Source organism: Streptomyces sp. NBC_00335 (genome assembly GCF_036127095.1).
Classification (GTDB): domain Bacteria; phylum Actinomycetota; class Actinomycetes; order Streptomycetales; family Streptomycetaceae; genus Streptomyces.
In genome coordinates this window covers 4,567,903-4,583,706 of record NZ_CP108006.1, presented here as the reverse complement: position 1 = coordinate 4,583,706, position 15,804 = coordinate 4,567,903, and the positions used below count along the sequence as shown (strand labels likewise).

Sequence of the window (15,804 nt, the reverse complement as noted above, 5' to 3'; positions counted from 1 at the left end):
CCTTCGTCGTCATACAGCTCAAGGCCGGAGATCCCGTCTGACGCCACGCCCGGTTCTGCCGCGCCGTCTCGTGCGCGCATCACGTCGCAGCGGGCCGCCTCAGGGCGCGCCCTGAGGCGCGAGCCCGACGACCACCCCCGACGACCACCCCCAATGACCGCACCGGCGGCCGCCCCGACTACGGCGCCGCCGCGATGACCACCGTCGCGTAGTACTCCTCGGAGGTCACCGTGCGCACCGACAGGCCCGCCGCCGTCAGGGCCGCAGCCGTGACGGGGGCCTGGCGGGTGCTCGTTTCGATCAGGAGGCTGCCGCCCGGCGCGAGCCAGGGCCGGGCGCCGGCGGCCACCCGGCGGTGGACGTCCAGGCCGTCCGCGCCGCCGTCCAGGGAGACGGGCGGTTCGTGGTCGCGGGCCTCCGCCGGCAGCAGGGCGATCTCCCCGGTCGGGACGTACGGGGCGTTGACCACCAGCACGTCGACCCGGCCCCGCAGCCCGGCGGGCAGGGGAGTGTAGAGGTCGCCCTCCCAGACCCGGCCGCCGTACGGGGCCACGTTGCGCCGGGCGTAGGCGAGCGCGGCGGGGTCGATGTCCGCCGCGTGCAGCTCCGCCCCCGGCACCCGCGCGGCCACGGCGGCGCCGAGCGCGCCCACCCCGCAGCACAGGTCGACGACCACCGCGCCGGGCCGCGCCGCCTCCACCGCCTCCCGCGCGAGGAACTCGCTGCGCCGGCGCGGCACGAAGGCCCCCTCGCCGACGGCCATCCGCAGCCCGCAGAACTCCGCCCAGCCGACGACGTGTTCCAGCGGTTCGCCCGCGACCCGCCGGGCCAGCAGCCCCTCCAGGTGCCCCGCGTCCTCGGCGGCGGCCGTCAGCAGCTCCGCCTCCTCCTCCGCGAAGACGCAGCCGGCCGCGCGGAGGGCTTCCACCAGTGTTGCCAAGTACCTCAGTCCTCGTTCCGTGAGTTTCCCGCCCGGCCCGCACGCACGGACGCACATGCATACGCACGCACGCCCGCACACCCGCCCAACACCCGTACAGGGCTCAGAAGATGTCCGGGCACCACGGCCGGCGCGCCGTGCGGAACACCACGTCCGCGAGCGCGAGCGCCCCGGGGCGCTCCTCCGTGATCCCGCCGAGCGCCGCCAGCCGCACCGCCGACGCGTCGCCCAGGTACAGCGCCCCCAGTGTGCCCACGTCCAGACGCAGATCGGCCGGCTCCTCCGTGCGTACGCAGTCCCCCGCGCCCGCGTCCAGCCGGTAGCGCCCGCCCGCCGGCCCGGACGGGTCGGTGACCTCCAGGACGAGGACGCCCGGCACCTCGTACATCCTTGCGCGCAGGGCCCGTACGACGTCCAGCAGCCGCACCCACAGCCAGTCCGCCGAGGTCAGCAGCCGGGCGGCGCGCGCGTCGGGCAGCAGCCCGGTGACGAGGTCGTCGGGGGCGCGGTAGCCGGTGCGGACCTTCACCACCCAGTCGATGGAGCACAGGAAGTGCCACAGCGCCCGCTCCGCCTCCGGGTTCACGGCGAGCAGCTGCATGGCCCGTGCGGTGTTCTGCGGGACCTTGGCGTCGGTCCAGTTGTCGTCGGTGGTGTACCGGACCAGGCCCTCCACCTCGCCGCGCGCGCTGCGGTACACCGCGTGGAAGGACGGCGTGTACGGGTTGTGGGACAGCGTCTGCTCGCCCGTGGCCACCCGCCACCAGCGGGCGTCGCGGCTCACCGCGCCGGGAATGGCCGCCCGCAGCCGCTCGTGCAGCGCCGGGCCCAGCTCCCGCACCTCGGCCTCGTCCACGAGGTCGATGCGCCCGCCGTCACCGGGGACGGCGGCCCGCGGGTCGAGCCCGGTGCGCGGTACGTCGATCTCCCACTCCGCGACGGAGGTGGCGGGCCCGTACCCGTACCGCCCGTAGATCGGGTACTCGGCGGCGATCAGCGTCGACACCACGTCACCGCGCGCGTGGGCGGCGGCCAGCTCGGCGGCCATCATCCGGGTCAGCAGGCCCTGCCTGCGGTGCGTGGGCAGCACGGTCACGCTCGTGACGGCGCTCGACGGGACGAACCCCCCGCCGGGCACGGTCAGTTCCTGCGGGAAGGAGCGGAAGGTCGCCACGCACCGGCCGGTGTCGGCGTCGAACCCGCCCTGGGTCCGGGCGCAATCGAGGTGCCCGGCCACTTGCGCGTGGTCCTCGGCCGTGGGGTGCACCGCGTTCAGGAAACCGGTCTGCTGGGCACGCAGCCACTCGGGAAGCTCGGATTCGGCGATCGGCCGGACGTCAGCGCTCATGGCGAACCACGCTAATCTGCCCGGCCCGCCCCCGTCGCCCGCATTTCCCGCGGGCCCCCGCACCCCCGCCCGCTCAGGCCAGCAGGTCGTCCACCTGGGCCTCGCCCTCCCGGTAGCGCCGGGTGATCTCCGCGCTGCAGTCGTCGGCCGTGCGCTGGAGCTGCTGGCGGCGCCGCGACACCTGCTGCTCGTAGCGCACCAACTTCCCCATGCCCTCGTGGAGTTCCTCGTCCGTGCGCGCGCCCAGGTCCGACAGCTCCACGTCGGAGAGCATCTCGGCCGCCAGCAGCCGGTACTCCTCCCCGTGCGGGGTGCCGAGGGTGACGTGCCGGGCGGAGGCGCTGCGGCTGGAGGGAGCGTCCGCGAGGATCTCCGACAGCCGGTCCACCACCGGCGCCTCGGGGTCCGTACGCCGGGCGAGCTCGGCGCGCAGGATGTCGATGCGGCCCTGGAGCAGCCGCCGTACGTAGCTCAGGTCGGCCTCGTCGCGCTGCGCGTCGCGGCGCAGCGCGCGCAGCTCGGGCAGCCCGAGCGCGGTGGTCGCCGTCGCCGCGACGTCCGCGGCCCCGGACCGCTGCGCGGGCGGGCGCGGCGCCGGGGTCTCGGCGGAGGCCGCGGGTGCGCCGGGCACGCCGGATCCCATGGGTCCGATGGGTGGTCCGATGGGCGCAGAAGCAGGTGCGGAGGTACCAGAAGTATTCATGCGTTCGTGTCCGTCCCCTCGACCGGTGCTGGGGGCACCGCCTGCGTGCATCGTGCCACTCCCCGTGGTACCGACGCAGTCCCACTCCACCCGATCGGCCCCGGACGGCCCAACTGATTCGCCTGTCAGCCGCTGCCGTCCACCAGATACCTCATATGGGTGAAGGGAAAGGGTTCGAGGCACCCGCACCTTCACGGAAACGCCAGTCTCAGTGAGGAACATCCGTGCTGTTGTGCGTGATGGGGAGGGGAGGCCGGTGGTGCGCTTGAGAGCGAGGAGTGTCGGGGGGAGGCGACGGCAGCCTCCACTGCGACGCCCGTCGGCCGACCCCTTCACGGTGTCGGTGCCCGCCGGCGCGCGCATCCGGGATCGTCTGCGTCCGTCCACCTGCGACGCAGAGGTCCTGCGGATCGTGGGTGATCACCTCGGCAGGTACGCCCGTGCCGACCTGGCCGAGCGGTTGCGGATCGGGATGGTGCCCGCGAAGGAGGATCGGCGTGCGGAGCGCAAGCGTGCGCTGACGAAGGTGTCGTCGTCGCGCTGGGCGGGGGCGATCACTCGCGCGTCCGATGACCAGCACCAGTTGTCTCGCCGGAGCCTGTTCGACGAGCGGACCTCGCTGCGCCGGACCATCGTGAAGATCCGCCGGCGTCTGGCAGTGCCGTGCGGCCGGCGCCTGGGTGGTGTTCGGGGCTATCCGGACCCGGCCGAAAGAACACAGAAGCAGCGCCGGTTGCAGGTCCTCACTGCCCGACTGACCGAGGTGGAACGGCGGATCGAGTCCGGGCATCCGGCGATCGTCATCGGCGGCCGGAAGCTCGCCAAGATGCGGCACCGCCTCACCGCCGCTGGGCTCACCGAGGCCGGGTGGCGGGAACGGTGGGACGCACGTCGCCTGTTCCTGACCGCCGACGGCGAGTCGGGTGCGCCGCACGGCAACTACACGATCACCGTGAATTCGGCCGACGGCACGGTCGCCCTCGTCCTGCCCGAACCACTCAGGCACCTCGCGAACGCCCCGCGCGGGCGGTACCGGCTCGCCTGCACCGTCACCTTCAATCACCGCCGAGACGAGTGGCTGGACCGGATCACCGCCAACCGTTCCGTCCGCTACGACATCGTCCGCGACCCGGAACGCGGCCGCTGGTACCTCGACGCCTCCTGGTCCACCCCGAGAACGCTCCTCCCCACCCCTGCCGAGCTGGCCGCAACCGGCGCCCGGCTGCTTGCCGTGGACCTCAACGCCGATCACCTGGCCGCCTGCGTCGTCGACGCCCACGGCAACCCCGCCGGCCGACCGGTCACGATTCCCACCGACCTGACCGGCCCCACCTCGCAGCGCGACGGACGCCTCCGTCAGGCGATCACCCACCTGATCCACCTCGCCCATCAGCACGGCTGCGCCGGCCTGGCCATCGAGAACCTCGGCTTCGCCGACGCCCGCGCCACCGGTCGCGAGACGATGGGACGCGGCAAACGCGGCAAGGCATTCCGGCGCACGGTCGCGGGCTTGCCCACGGCACGCTTCCGCGACCGGCTGTCCGGCATGGCCCACCACGCCGGCCTCGTCGTCATCGCCGTCGACCCCGCCTACACCAGCCGCTGGGGAACCCTGCACTGGAAGGCCCCCCTCCAGCAGCAATCCAAGATCATGACCGTCACCGGCCACCACGCGGCCGCGGTGGCGATCGGCAGACGCGCCCTCGGACACGGGATCCGGCGTCGGCCAGGTGTGACCGCACACGACCAGAGGATCGTCGCGCGGAGAGCTACCGGCCAGACCGCTCCCCTGCCGAGGGCGCGAGGGACCGCGAGCCCGCCCAGGACCACAGGCACACCCCACCCGGGTGACAAGACCTGCCGGGACCGAAGCGACCAGCTCGCGCTGTTCCCCGTCCCCCAAGACCGTTCGGGGAGACAACCGGCAACGCCGGTGGGCAGCGATGGGGCCGATACCGGCCCTCATCGATAGCAGCGGTGCACGCCTGGTACACAGGTGTCATGCGAGCAGTGGTGCAGAGGGTGGACGGCGCGAGCGTCGTGGTGGCCGGCGAGACCGTCGGGGAGATCGTCGGGGAGGGGCTGTGCGTGCTGGTGGGGGTGACCCACGACGACACCCCGGAGAAGGCGGAGTTGCTGGCGCGCAAGCTCTGGTCGGTGCGGATCCTGGAGGCCGAGAAGTCCTGCAGCGACGTGAACGCGCCGCTGCTGGTGATCTCCCAGTTCACCCTCTACGGAGACGCCCGCAAGGGCCGCCGCCCCACGTGGAACGCGGCCGCCGGCGGGGCGTTCGCCGAGCCGCTCGTGGACGCGGTCGTGGCGCACCTGCGGGCGTTGGGCGCGACGGTGGAGACGGGCCGGTTCGGCGCGGACATGAGGGTCTCGCTGACCAACCACGGCCCGTTCACCATCGTCATCGACATCTAGATCGACATCTGGATCGGCATCCAGGCCGTCGCGCGCGCCGCGGTCACGGCGCTACGACGACCTCCTGCGAGGCGGCCGTCTTGCCCACCAGCAGCGGGGCGTCCACCGGGACGTTCCGCTTGACCAGTGCGAGGGCGATCGGGCCCAGCTCGTGGTGGCGGACCGAGGTGGTCACGAAGCCCAGCTGGCGGCCCTCCTCCCCGTCCGCGGCCAGGCGTACGGGCGCGCCGTGCGCGGGGAGCAGCACCTCGGAGCCGTCCAGGTGCAGGAAGACCAGCCGGCGCGGGGGCTTGCCCAGGTTGTGGACGCGGGCCACCGTTTCCTGGCCGCGGTAGCAGCCCTTCTGCAGGTGCACGGCGGTGCCGATCCAGCCGAGCTCGTGCGGGATGGTGCGGTGGTCGGTCTCCAGGCCGAGCCGCGGCCGGTGCGCCTCGACGCGCAGGGCCTCGTACGCGAGGAGCCCGGCGGCCGGGCCGTGGGAGGCGGCGAAGGCCTCCAGTCCGTCGCGCGGCAGGAACACGTCGCGGCCGTACGGGGTCTCCCGTACGGCGAGTTCCTTGGGGACCTCGGCGATGGAGCCGGCCGGCAGGTGCACGACGGCGAACTCGGCGGTGCGGTCGGCGACTTCCACGCGGTAGAAGAAGATCATCGACTCCAGGTAGGCGATCAGCGCCTCCTGGGTGCCGGGCTCGACGTGCATCCACATCGTCTCGCCGTCGTCGACGAGGTAGAGCGCGTGCTCGATGTGGCCGTTCGCGGAGAGGATCAGCGCCTCGGTGGCCTGGCCGGCCGGGAGGGCGGTGACGTGCTGAGTGATCAGCAGGTGCAGCCAGCTCAGCCGGTCCGAGCCGGTGACGGTGACCACCCCGCGGTGGGAGAGGTCGACGAAGCCGCGGCCGTCGGCGAGCGTGCGCTGTTCTCCGTACAGCTCTCCGTAGTGGGCGGCGACGCCCTCGTCGCGGCCTTCGGCCTGGACGGCGCCGGGGAGATGGAGCAAGGGGCTGCTGGTCATGGCACCAGCCTACGACCCTGCCCCGAACGGACCTAGGGCACGCCCGCGTGCCTGCTGCCCGGCGCGCTGCCCGGCGCTGCCTAGCGCTGCTTGGCGGCGCAGGTCTTGCAGCGGCCGAAGATCGCGAAGTGCTTCATGTCGGTCTCGAAGCCGAAGGTGTCGCGGAGCTTGGACGTGAACTCGGCGGCGATGTCCACGTCCGCCTCGATGACCTCGGTGCAGTCGCGGCAGACCAGGTGGATGTGGTGGTGCCGGTCGGCGAGGTGGTACGTGGGGGCCCCGTGCCCGAGGTGGGCGTGCGAGACGAGCTTCAGCTCCTCCAGGAGCTCCAGCGTGCGGTAGACGGTGGAGATGTTGACCCCGGAGGCCGTCTTGCGGACCTCCACGAGGATCTCGTCCGGGGTGGCGTGCTCCAGGGCGTCGACGGCCTCCAGCACGAGCTGACGCTGCGGGGTCAGGCGGTATCCGCGCTGGCGCAGGTCGCTCTTCCAGTCGCCGCCGTCGGCGGCGGCGAGGTTCTCGGTGCTGTCGGTGGTCACCACCCGGCCAGTGTAGGCCTCGGGTCGCCGCGGGGGGAGCGGGGAGAGCGGTGGACATGCGGGAGCCCCCGGCGGCCAAAGCTGCCGGGGGCTCCTGCGCGTACGTACGACCTCGCCAGGCCTAGCGGAAGAAGGCGATGCCGTCGTCCGGCATGTCCGGAAGGTTGCGCGCCATCTCGGCGACCTCCTCGGGCGTGACGACCTTCTTCAGCTGGGCCGACTTGTACGGGCGCAGCTCCACCTCGGGGGTGGCCTTCTCGCCGACCCACATCAGGTCGCCCTTGACGTAGCCGTAGAGCCGCTTCCCGCCGGTGTGCGGGCGGGAGGTGGCCGTACGGGCCACGGCGTCGGTGACCACGTCGATCTGCGGCTTCTGGTCGGCGAGGTCGCCGTACCAGATCTCCACGACCCCCTGGTCGCGCACCATGACGATCTCGACCTTGCGCTGGCTGTCGATGCGCCAGTAGCCCGACTCGGACTCCAGCGGCCGCACCTTGTTGCCCTCGGCGTCAAGAACCCAGCTGTGCGAGTGGTACTCCAGGAAGTCCCGGCCGTCGTGGCTGAAGACGACTTCCTGGCCGAAGTTGCACTTCTCCTCACCGGGGAAGTCGAAGACGCCTGCGCCTTCCCAATTGCCCAGGAGGAAGGCGAGGGGAACGAGGCTCGGGTTCAGGTCGGACGGAATCTGGATCATGGATGGCTGCTCAGCTCAGGCGATCTGTGGGAGGGGTTCCGGTATCCGGGGCGGTCGGCGGCAGATCCGAGGGGATCAGCGCTGGCCCTGGTACAGCTTCTTCACGGCCAGGACGGAGAAGGCGAGGACGCCGACGCAGACCAGGACCAGCAGGGAGGTGAAGACTGCCTCAAGCACGGGGTGCTCCTCGGAGTGTGTGACGGCATTACGGGGCCGGTCCCCAAGCCTACTGGCCCGGGGACCGGCACACTCTGTGAGGTTGCCCGTACGGGGGGAGGCTCCGTGTCGGACGGCGCTAGCGGAGCAGCTGGTGCTGGAGGATCACCGTCTGGTGGAAGGGGACGGTCGCCACATCGCCCTTGCGGGTCTGCAGGATCACGGCCTGGACATCACCGGACTGGATGCAGCCGACCTTGACCTGCTCGTCGCCGACCGGTGCGGGTTCCCGGTAGAGCGCGAGTCCGCCGCCGATCACCGCGGACTGTCCGCTCTTGGCCTTGTTCCAGTCGAGGTCCAGATCAGTACGGGCGACGCCGCCCAGCTTCATGTCCCGGCTGCAGCCCTTGAACGTGTCCACGAATCCCGAGGCGTGGAAGCGGAGCAGGTAGATCCGGGTGCGCGTGCCGTCGGGGGTGGTCCAGCCGCGGCCGACGATCTGGCGCAGTCCCTCGTTGGTGAACTGCTCCTGCATCTTCGGGCGCTCGCCGGACTCGTACTCCTCCAGGAAGGTGCCGACGCTCACCACCTCGTCCTTCTCCAGCTTCAGCTTGGAGTCCGGAGTGGAATCGGTGGGCGGCGACAGGAGCAGCTGAGTGAGACCGGCGTAGTGGATGCCGTCCGGGTTGTCCTTCCCGAAGGGCAGCGCCGCACCCGCCGGCAGCACCGGCTTGGCCAGCGCCGGGTACGTCCAGCGGCCGTCGCTCTTGGTGGACAGGCCCGGGATGTCGGTGCGCTCGGGCTGGGTGACCTCGTACGCGACACCCGTGCCGACGGCGCCGAAGACGAGGACGGCGGCGGTCCAGCGCAGCGCGGCGAACAGCTTGCGGCGGTCCTTGGGCGCGGCCGGTACGGCCGGTGCGGCCGGGGTCGCGGTGCCCGCGGGCTGGTCGGCCGGGGGTCCCGACGGGCCGGCCGGGGCCTGGGCGGTCGGGTCCTGCCCGGGAGTCGGCGACGCGGGGGCCGGGTCCGCGGCCACGGCGGCCTGCGGGACGGCGTCCTCGACGGGCCCGGGCGCCGCTTCGGTGGTGTTCTGCTCGGTCACGCGGACTCCCCCGGGGACTTCAGGTGGCTCAGCTGGTTCTTGAAGAACTCGACGACTTCGGAGGTGGGGAAGGGCTTCGGCCCGTAGGAGTGGAAGGTGACCATCACGTCGCCCTCGACGGCCACGCAGTCGAGGGAATCGATCTTCTCCTTGCCCTTCTCCCCGATCGCCTCCAGCGCACACTTGGCGGCCGGGAACCCGTCCACCTTCGGCGCCTCGCGGCCGTCACCTGTGTATTCGAGGACCTTCTTGGTGATCCGCGAGAAGCTGTCCAGCGCCTTCGGGTCGGCCTGCATGATGCGGACCTCGGCGTACCAGATCGTGTTCGTGTGGATGTAGCTGCGTCCGGCCAGGCCCTTGAGCTTCATCTCGGCCAGCAGCTTGTCGCGGTCCTTGCGCTGCGAGCTCGTCAGGCCGTTGCGGGTCTCCCTGAGGGCCTCGACCGCCTGCTCGCCGGAGACGACGAAGTCGCTGCCGTCCGCCCCCAGGTCCGTGCCCAAGCGGAGGTCGCCCGTCACCGGCAGCAGCTTGCCCGAGAGGGAGTTCCCCGGCACCGCCTCGGGCGTGGGCAGCACGCCCATCCTCTCGCCCAAGGGGACCCAGTAGGCGGTGGGCGCCTCGCGGTCCGCGTCCTCGATCGCGGCGGCGGCCCACACACCGCCGCCGAGGAACACGGCCACCGCCGCGCCGGCGGCGGTCAGGGCGAGCGCCTTGCGGCTGGTCTTCCGGCGCGCGGGCACGGCAGCCGCCTCGACGGGCGCCGAGGACTGCGGGTCCGCGGCCGGGATCGTCTCGTTCTGCGGCTCGGTCACAGTCGCTCCAGCTGTCGCTTGGCCAGGTTCACGACATCGCCCTGGGTGATCTTGCCGCGGTTGTTCGTGTAGTGGATGTCGAGCACGATGTCGCCGCGGCGGGCGAGAGCGCGAGCGTTGCGCAGCGGAAGGTACCCCGGCTTCTCGTCGGCCTTCGAGTCCACCCAGACGTGCCCCAGTTCGGCCGGGAGGCCCGGAATCGCCACGCCCTCGTTGCCCGCGTGCTCCGCCTCGGGCATGTACTCGGACTGGCTCGTCTGGTACTCCTCCGCCCCCTGATGGTCCTTGAACTGGATCAGGCGCACGTCGACGAAGACGGTGTCGTTCACCTCCCAGCCCACCGACGCGATCCGCCTGACGTCCAATTCGGACAGGGAGCCCACCATCACGTCCGGACGCTTGAAGAAGGTCGCGAAGTACTCGGGGGGTACATAGCCCGTTCCCTGTCCCTTCGCCCCGCCCGGCACCTCGACCAGCAGCTTCGCGAGGTCATCGTCCGTCTTGTGCCAGCGGTTGGCGTTGATCGTCTGGTGCGTGGTGGCGTCGTCGGGCGCCAGCGCCTTCGGATAGGCCAGGTCCGCCTGCGCCAGCGGCGCCAGCGGCGTCGGTTCGCGGTCGTACTGGATCGCGTAGCCGGTGATCGTGCCCGCCAGGACGCCGAGCACGGCGGCGCCGGCGATCAGGAGGACCGCACGGCGGCCGCGCCGGACGCGGGGAGTGGCCGGAGCCGTCTCCAGAACTGCGTCGGGGGCCGTGCCGGGAGCGGTTTCGAGGGTGGCTTCAGGAGCCGCTTCGGGAGCTTCAGGAGCTGCTTCGGGAGCTGCCGAAGCCGCGTCCGGAGTGCCCGGTTCCGGGGCACTCTCCGCCTCTTTCCGCTGGTCAGGGATGGTCTGTTCGTGTTCCAAAAGAAGTCCCCCCACAGGACTGGAGTCGCGGACCGATCGCCCGCGTACACAGAAGACACCCTCGCGTGGGGAGATGTTGTGATCACCCTTATTACATTTTTATCTCAACAGGTTTCAATCCTCGCGACGCGGCTTTCCGTCCAGTTCGTCCCACCACTCGTCGGACTTCGCATCACCCGAGGGGTCGTCCCACCAGCGGTCGTCCGGGCCGCGCCGGTTCGCGACCATCGCGGCGACCGGCGGAATGACCATGGCGACCACGCACATCGCCACGGCGGCCGGGATGGACCACAGGCGCACGAAGGACCAGGCGGAGACGAAGAGGAACAGGCATCCGCCCATGAGCAGGAAGTAGGCGCGGCGCCGCCGGGCGTACATGCCTCCAGGGTAGGGCCGCCCCGCACTCCCGGGGAGGTCCGGAACGGCCCGGAACGACACGAAGGGCCGCACCCCGATCCGATGGCGTCCAACCCCCGGGGGTGCGGCCCTTCGGCCGGTCGTGCAGTCATGCGGTCGTGCAGTCATGCGGTCACACAGGTGCGGTGCTCAGACCGCGATCGCCACGTCCGTGACGCCGCCGGACTCGACGACGACCACGGCGCGGTCCGCCTGGGCGCCGGGCACGAGGGCGCGCAGCGTCCAGGAGCCCTCGGCCGCGTAGAAGCGGAACTGGCCGGTGGCCGAGGTCGGGACCTCGGCGGTGAACTCGCCGGTCGAGTCCAGCAGACGGACGTAGCCGCTGATGGGCTCGCCGTCCTTGGTGACCTGGCCCTGGATGGCCGTCTCACCGGGCTTCAGCGTCGAGAGGTCGGGCCCGCCGATCTTTGCTCCACACATGTTCTCTGTCCTGTCCTAGAGAGGTATGACTACGGGGCGTCGCGTGCCCCGAAATACTGGGTGCCCGGAACTACTTGTTGGCGCCGAGCTCGATCGGCACGCCGACCAGCGAGCCGTACTCGGTCCACGAGCCGTCGTAGTTCTTGACGTTCTCCTGGCCCAGGAGCTCGTGCAGCACGAACCAGGTGAGCGCGGAGCGCTCACCGATGCGGCAGTAGGCGATGGTGTCCTTCGCCAGGTCGACCTGCTCGGCCTGGTAGAGGGCGGTGAGCTCCTCGTCGGACTTGAAGGTGCCGTCGTCGTTGGCGTTCTTCGACCACGGGATGTTGCGGGCGCTCGGGATGTGGCCCGGACGCTGCGACTGCTCCTGCGGGAGGTGCGCCGGCGCGAGGAGCTTGCCCGAGAACTCGTCGGGCGAGCGGACGTCGACCAGGTTCTTGGTGCCGATCGCGGCGACCGCGTCGTCACGGAAGGCGCGGATCGAGGTGTCCTGGGCCTTGGCCTTGTACTCGGTGGCCGGGCGGCTCGGGACCTCGGTGCCGTCGACCAGGTCGCGGGAGTCGAGCTCCCACTTCTTGCGGCCGCCGTCGAGCAGGCGGACGTCCTGGTGGCCGTAGAGCTTGAAGTACCAGTAGGCGTAGGACGCGAACCAGTTGTTGTTGCCGCCGTAGAGGACGACGGTGTCGTCGTTGGAGATGCCCTTGGCGGAGAGGAGCTTCTCGAAGCCCTCCTGGTCCACGAAGTCGCGGCGGACCGGGTCCTGGAGGTCGCTCTTCCAGTCGATCCGGACGGCGTTGGTGATGTGGTTCTTGTCGTACGCGGACGTGTCCTCGTCCACCTCGACGATGACGACGTTCGCGTCGTTCAGGTGGGCCTCGACCCAGTCGGCGTCTACGAGGACGTCGCTGCGGCTCATGGTGTTCTCCTCCGGGGCAGTGTGCGGCGGGGTGCTGCTGATGGTGCGGGGTGCGTGCGTCCGGGTGCGCTCGCGGATCCTGTTGCGGGGAGGCTTCAGGAGGGCGGGAGGCAGAGGTGGTCGCACGGGAAAGCGGAAGGCCGTCGTCCGGCTATGGAGCGGGATGCGCTCACACGTCACATGGATCGACAGAGCATGGCGGCGACGCGACACAGGTCTACTGCCCGTCGCTTCGTGAGGTCCGCCTGCTGATGCTTCATAGCCATGGATCGTAGGGACGAATCGGCCGCCCTGTCACCGCCGTGTCATATTTCGAGACAGGATCGTCCGAATACTGGGATGAGGCCCCTTGTGGATCTTCGGGCGCGGGGCGCGCGGAGCCCCGTACGGCCCTCCCATCTGCGGATCGGACCCACTCGTCTCACTATCCGGCCAGGGCCAGATTCTTACCGCCCAGGGTGAGCACCACGCCGGACTCGTCCGAGGTCAACTCCGTCAGCCGGACCCCCGACGGCAGACCGCCGTCGATCCGCCGGTCGAAGTCGGTCTTCCTGCGGACCACGGCCTCGATCCCGGGCAGGCCCTCGCCCGGCACCTCGTCGGCACGGACCCGGACGATGGTCTTACCCGTCCCGTCGCCGGAGTCGACGAGGGAGACCGTCGACACCACGCTGCGGCTGAGCGTCCTGCCGAGGAACTCCACGCTCGCGGTCACCTTCAGCTTGCCCGGCGCCCCGCCGTAGGCGACCTTCACCCCGGGCTGGGCGGCCGCGGTCAGGTCGGCGTACGTGACGAGGGCCGAGCCCTTGGCGGAACGGGCGGTGCCGCCGTCGTAGTCGCCGTTCAGCTCCACCCCGCGGAAGGCGACCCGCAGCCGGGACAGGTGCGTCGTACGGCCGTCCGCGGTCGCCACGTCCACGCTGGCCACCTTCAGGTCGACCTCGTCGAGGTCGCGGGTGAGCAGCTGGGTCAGGAAGGGGAACCCGTGGACGTCCGCCTCCACCCCGGACAGACCCTGCCTGGCCTGGATCCGGTCCGCCAGCCGGTCCTCGGCATAGCCGGCGGCCCAGCGGTCCAGCCCGACGAACAGGCCACCGAGAACCACGCCGATGATCACAACGACACGCAGGACACGCACGTGCCCACCCCCCAGACGATTTGGTACGTCGGCCCAGTGGACCATGACCGGCCGTGAGAACGCTGTGAGTTGACGTCCGGCGACGTGAAGGCAGGTTGGGGCGTGGTGGGCCCTGGCGAGGCCCGGTGGGGCTCGGTGGGGCCTGACGAGGCTCAGTGGGGCCCGGTGGGGCTCGGTGGGGCCCACCGAGGCGATAAGGCAGGCGGCATGACAACGCCCGCCCCGGGCAAGCGGGGCGGGCGCTCAGGAGGGGAGGCCGGGGCCTCAGCCCACCACCCTGCCGATCAGGTAGACCGCCGGCGCCGCCGCGGCCAGCGGCAGCGCGACACCGGCCGTCATGTGGACGAACTTCGACGGGTAGTCGTACGCGGCCACGCGCAGCCCGATCAGCGCGCACACCCCGGCCGCCAGGCCGATCAGCGCACCGCCGGCTCCGACGGACGTCAGCCCGCCCACGGCGATGCCCGCACCGGCCGCGGCGGCCAGCGAGACGCCGACCGAGGGCGCGGTGGGCAGCGGGAGCGCCCGGGCGAAGACGGCCACCGCCACGGCGGCGGCACCCACGCTCACGGCGGCGGAGTCGGCCGCGAGATAGCCGGCGCAGACGACGGCCAGCGCGGCCGAGGCCACGGACGCCATCAGCCCGTACATCCGCTCGTCGGGATCCGCGTGGCTGCGCAGCTGGAGCACCAGCGTCAGCAGCACCCAGGCGCCGAGGGTGCCGACGATCGCGCCGGGGCCGTACGGCTCGTCCACCGCGAGCACCGCCACGTCGGCGACGACCGCCCCGGCGAAGGCCAGGGCGATGCCCTGACGGGCCGGCCACATGCCGTTGAGCCGGAACCAGCCCGCCGCGGTGAGGCCCTGGAGGGCGATCAGGGGCGCGAGCAGTGCGTACTCGCTCAGCGCGGCGGCGGCCGCGAGGACCAGCCCGAGCGCGGCCGTCAGTATGGCCGCCTGCGGACCGGGATCGATGATCGGAGAGCGGCCTTCGGCGCGGGCCTGGGCGGGGTCCACGGCGCGCAGCGTGTTGCCCGCGAGGGTGGGCGGCGACCAGGCGGGCTCCTCCTCGGCCGCCCCGTCGGCCGCCACCGCTGGCGCGGCGGGAGCCCCGTCCGGGGCCTGGTCCGCCTGCGGCGGGAGGTACGGGGCCGCCTCCGCGACCCACTCCTGGCCGGGAGCGGGAGCCTGGACCTGCGCCGGGTGGGCCTGGGCCGCCTGGGCCTGGGCCGCGTGCGCCTCCGCCTGGAAGGGCTCGGACGGGCCGGGGTAGGGCGCCGGGTACGCCGCCTCCCCCCACTGCTGCGGCTGCTCGGCCTGCGGGGCCTGCGCCTCCTCGCGGAACCAGTGGTCCGGGGCCGCGGTCTGCGGGTGCGCCTGAGCCGCGTAGGGGTCCTGGTAGGGATCCGCGTAGGCCTGCTGCTGCCCCCACTCCTGCCCGGAGACGGGCGCCTGAGGCTGCCCCTGCCCCTGCCCCTGCCCCGGGGCCTGCGGCTCCTCGCGGAACCAGCCCTCGGGGGCGACCGGGTACTGCGCCGGTACGCCGTCCAGCGGCGCCTGCACCGGCTGGTACGAGGTGTCCCACGTAGGGGACTGCCAGGTCTGGGTCCCGTACGGATCCGGCTGCTGCTGTTGCTGCTGCTCTAGAAACTGCTGTTGCTGCTGTTGCTGCAACTGCTGCTGCTGTTCCTCAGGCGTGCTCGGTGTAGTCATCGGGGTCCGCTCACCCGCCCGCGAACGGCGGGAGCACCTCGACGGTGCCCCCCTCGGTCAGCTGGACGGAATCGTGCGGGCGCTTGCCCACGGGCTCTTCGTTCACGAGGAAGGAGCAGCGCAGCAGGACCCGGGTCAGCTCCCCGGGGTGGCGTTCCCGCACGGCGTCGAGCGCCTCGGCCAGTGTCCGCGCCGAGTACGGCTCCTCCGCCGTCTTGGCCGCGGCCTTCGCCGCCGCCCAGTAGCGGATGGTTCCGGTTGCCACTGCACGCTCCTCTCGTCGGCGCTCTGCCGTCGGCCTCCATCATGAACCCTCCCGCCCCCGATCCCGGCGTGCCCCAGCGCGCCCCGCGTGCGCCCAGGCGGCCCGCGCGGGGTCCACCGATCCGGTGAAACCGGCGCATATGCAGGTGCCGGGGGTGGTGGGAACCACAGAAGTGGAACGCTCCGAAGCCTCGGCCCCGCCGGGGCGGGTGGGCTATTCTGCTGGCGAGAGGATCCGGGCAACGTAGCCCCCGGGTCCTTTTGTGCTTTCAGCACGTTGAACGGACCGAGAACA

Annotated in this window: 18 protein-coding genes; 2 read left to right on the top strand and 16 right to left on the bottom strand. The window is 71.8% G+C overall.

Annotation, left to right across the window (positions count from 1 at the left end; all coding sequences use genetic code 11):
* Positions 1-178 precede the first annotated feature (178 nt).
* The 3 genes from OHA37_RS20595 to OHA37_RS20585 all read right to left on the bottom strand — a co-directional run bounded on the left by OHA37_RS20595 (position 179) and on the right by OHA37_RS20585 (position 2,931).
* On the bottom strand, positions 179-997 hold the full coding sequence (locus OHA37_RS20595) for a putative protein N(5)-glutamine methyltransferase (protein WP_266907314.1): 819 nt from the start codon (positions 995-997) through the stop codon (positions 179-181).
* Between the two features lie 46 nt (positions 998-1,043).
* Entirely contained in the window at positions 1,044-2,288 is a 1,245-nt protein-coding gene (locus OHA37_RS20590) for a GNAT family N-acetyltransferase (RefSeq protein WP_266907312.1), read from the bottom strand.
* Positions 2,289-2,361: 73 nt separating this feature from the next.
* Entirely contained in the window at positions 2,362-2,931 is a 570-nt protein-coding gene (locus tag OHA37_RS20585; RefSeq protein WP_443046189.1) for an RsiG family protein, read from the bottom strand.
* A gap of 472 nt (positions 2,932-3,403) precedes the next feature.
* Here OHA37_RS20585 and OHA37_RS20580 point away from each other — a divergent pair, with 472 nt between their 5' ends.
* Both OHA37_RS20580 and dtd read left to right on the top strand, forming a co-directional pair.
* A complete protein-coding gene (locus tag OHA37_RS20580; protein WP_266907308.1) occupies positions 3,404-4,963 on the top strand; it encodes a hypothetical protein in 1,560 nt (519 codons plus the stop codon).
* Positions 4,964-4,992: 29 nt separating this feature from the next.
* Positions 4,993-5,418, top strand: coding sequence for a D-aminoacyl-tRNA deacylase (gene dtd / locus OHA37_RS20575; RefSeq protein ID WP_266907306.1), 426 nt, complete (start codon positions 4,993-4,995; stop codon positions 5,416-5,418).
* 43 nt (positions 5,419-5,461) lie between these two features.
* On the opposite strand, the gene ygfZ is transcribed toward dtd, so the two are convergent.
* The 13 genes from ygfZ to OHA37_RS20515 form a co-directional block, all read right to left on the bottom strand.
* Positions 5,462-6,430: a CAF17-like 4Fe-4S cluster assembly/insertion protein YgfZ gene (gene ygfZ / locus OHA37_RS20570; RefSeq protein ID WP_266907304.1), complete on the bottom strand. Its 969-nt coding sequence runs from the start codon at positions 6,428-6,430 to the stop codon at positions 5,462-5,464.
* Between the two features lie 80 nt (positions 6,431-6,510).
* A complete protein-coding gene (locus OHA37_RS20565) occupies positions 6,511-6,972 on the bottom strand; it encodes a Fur family transcriptional regulator (protein ID WP_323182348.1) in 462 nt (153 codons plus the stop codon).
* 118 nt (positions 6,973-7,090) lie between these two features.
* A complete protein-coding gene (locus OHA37_RS20560; protein ID WP_266907302.1) occupies positions 7,091-7,663 on the bottom strand; it encodes an FABP family protein in 573 nt (190 codons plus the stop codon).
* A gap of 295 nt (positions 7,664-7,958) precedes the next feature.
* Entirely contained in the window at positions 7,959-8,924 is a 966-nt protein-coding gene (locus OHA37_RS20555) for a hypothetical protein (protein WP_266907300.1), read from the bottom strand.
* Positions 8,921-9,736: a hypothetical protein gene (locus tag OHA37_RS20550; RefSeq protein ID WP_266907298.1), complete on the bottom strand. Its 816-nt coding sequence runs from the start codon at positions 9,734-9,736 to the stop codon at positions 8,921-8,923. Before OHA37_RS20550 ends, OHA37_RS20555 begins: the two co-directional genes overlap by 4 nt.
* Positions 9,733-10,641, bottom strand: coding sequence for a hypothetical protein (locus OHA37_RS20545; protein ID WP_266907296.1), 909 nt, complete (start codon positions 10,639-10,641; stop codon positions 9,733-9,735). The genes OHA37_RS20550 and OHA37_RS20545 overlap by 4 nt, the downstream gene beginning before the upstream one ends.
* A gap of 114 nt (positions 10,642-10,755) precedes the next feature.
* Positions 10,756-11,019, bottom strand: a complete 264-nt coding sequence (locus tag OHA37_RS20540) for a DUF3099 domain-containing protein (RefSeq protein WP_266907294.1) — start codon at positions 11,017-11,019, stop codon at positions 10,756-10,758.
* A gap of 168 nt (positions 11,020-11,187) precedes the next feature.
* A complete protein-coding gene (locus OHA37_RS20535) occupies positions 11,188-11,478 on the bottom strand; it encodes a DUF1416 domain-containing protein (RefSeq protein ID WP_243339454.1) in 291 nt (96 codons plus the stop codon).
* A 70-nt stretch (positions 11,479-11,548) separates the two neighbouring features.
* Positions 11,549-12,394 (bottom strand): sulfurtransferase, encoded by an 846-nt coding sequence (locus tag OHA37_RS20530; RefSeq protein ID WP_112449118.1) that lies wholly within the window; start codon positions 12,392-12,394, stop codon positions 11,549-11,551.
* 176 nt (positions 12,395-12,570) lie between these two features.
* On the bottom strand, positions 12,571-12,654 hold the full coding sequence (locus OHA37_RS40800) for a putative leader peptide (RefSeq protein WP_350206375.1): 84 nt from the start codon (positions 12,652-12,654) through the stop codon (positions 12,571-12,573).
* A 164-nt stretch (positions 12,655-12,818) separates the two neighbouring features.
* A complete protein-coding gene (locus OHA37_RS20525) occupies positions 12,819-13,532 on the bottom strand; it encodes an LmeA family phospholipid-binding protein (protein WP_266907291.1) in 714 nt (237 codons plus the stop codon).
* Between the two features lie 264 nt (positions 13,533-13,796).
* Positions 13,797-15,245 carry a hypothetical protein gene (locus OHA37_RS20520; RefSeq protein WP_266907289.1) on the bottom strand — a complete coding sequence of 483 codons (1,449 nt, stop codon included), beginning with the start codon at positions 15,243-15,245 and terminating at the stop codon, positions 13,797-13,799.
* Positions 15,246-15,255: 10 nt separating this feature from the next.
* Complete coding sequence (locus tag OHA37_RS20515) at positions 15,256-15,510, bottom strand: MoaD/ThiS family protein (RefSeq protein WP_266907287.1); 255 nt, start codon at positions 15,508-15,510, stop codon at positions 15,256-15,258.
* Between the last annotated feature and the right edge of the window lie 294 nt (positions 15,511-15,804).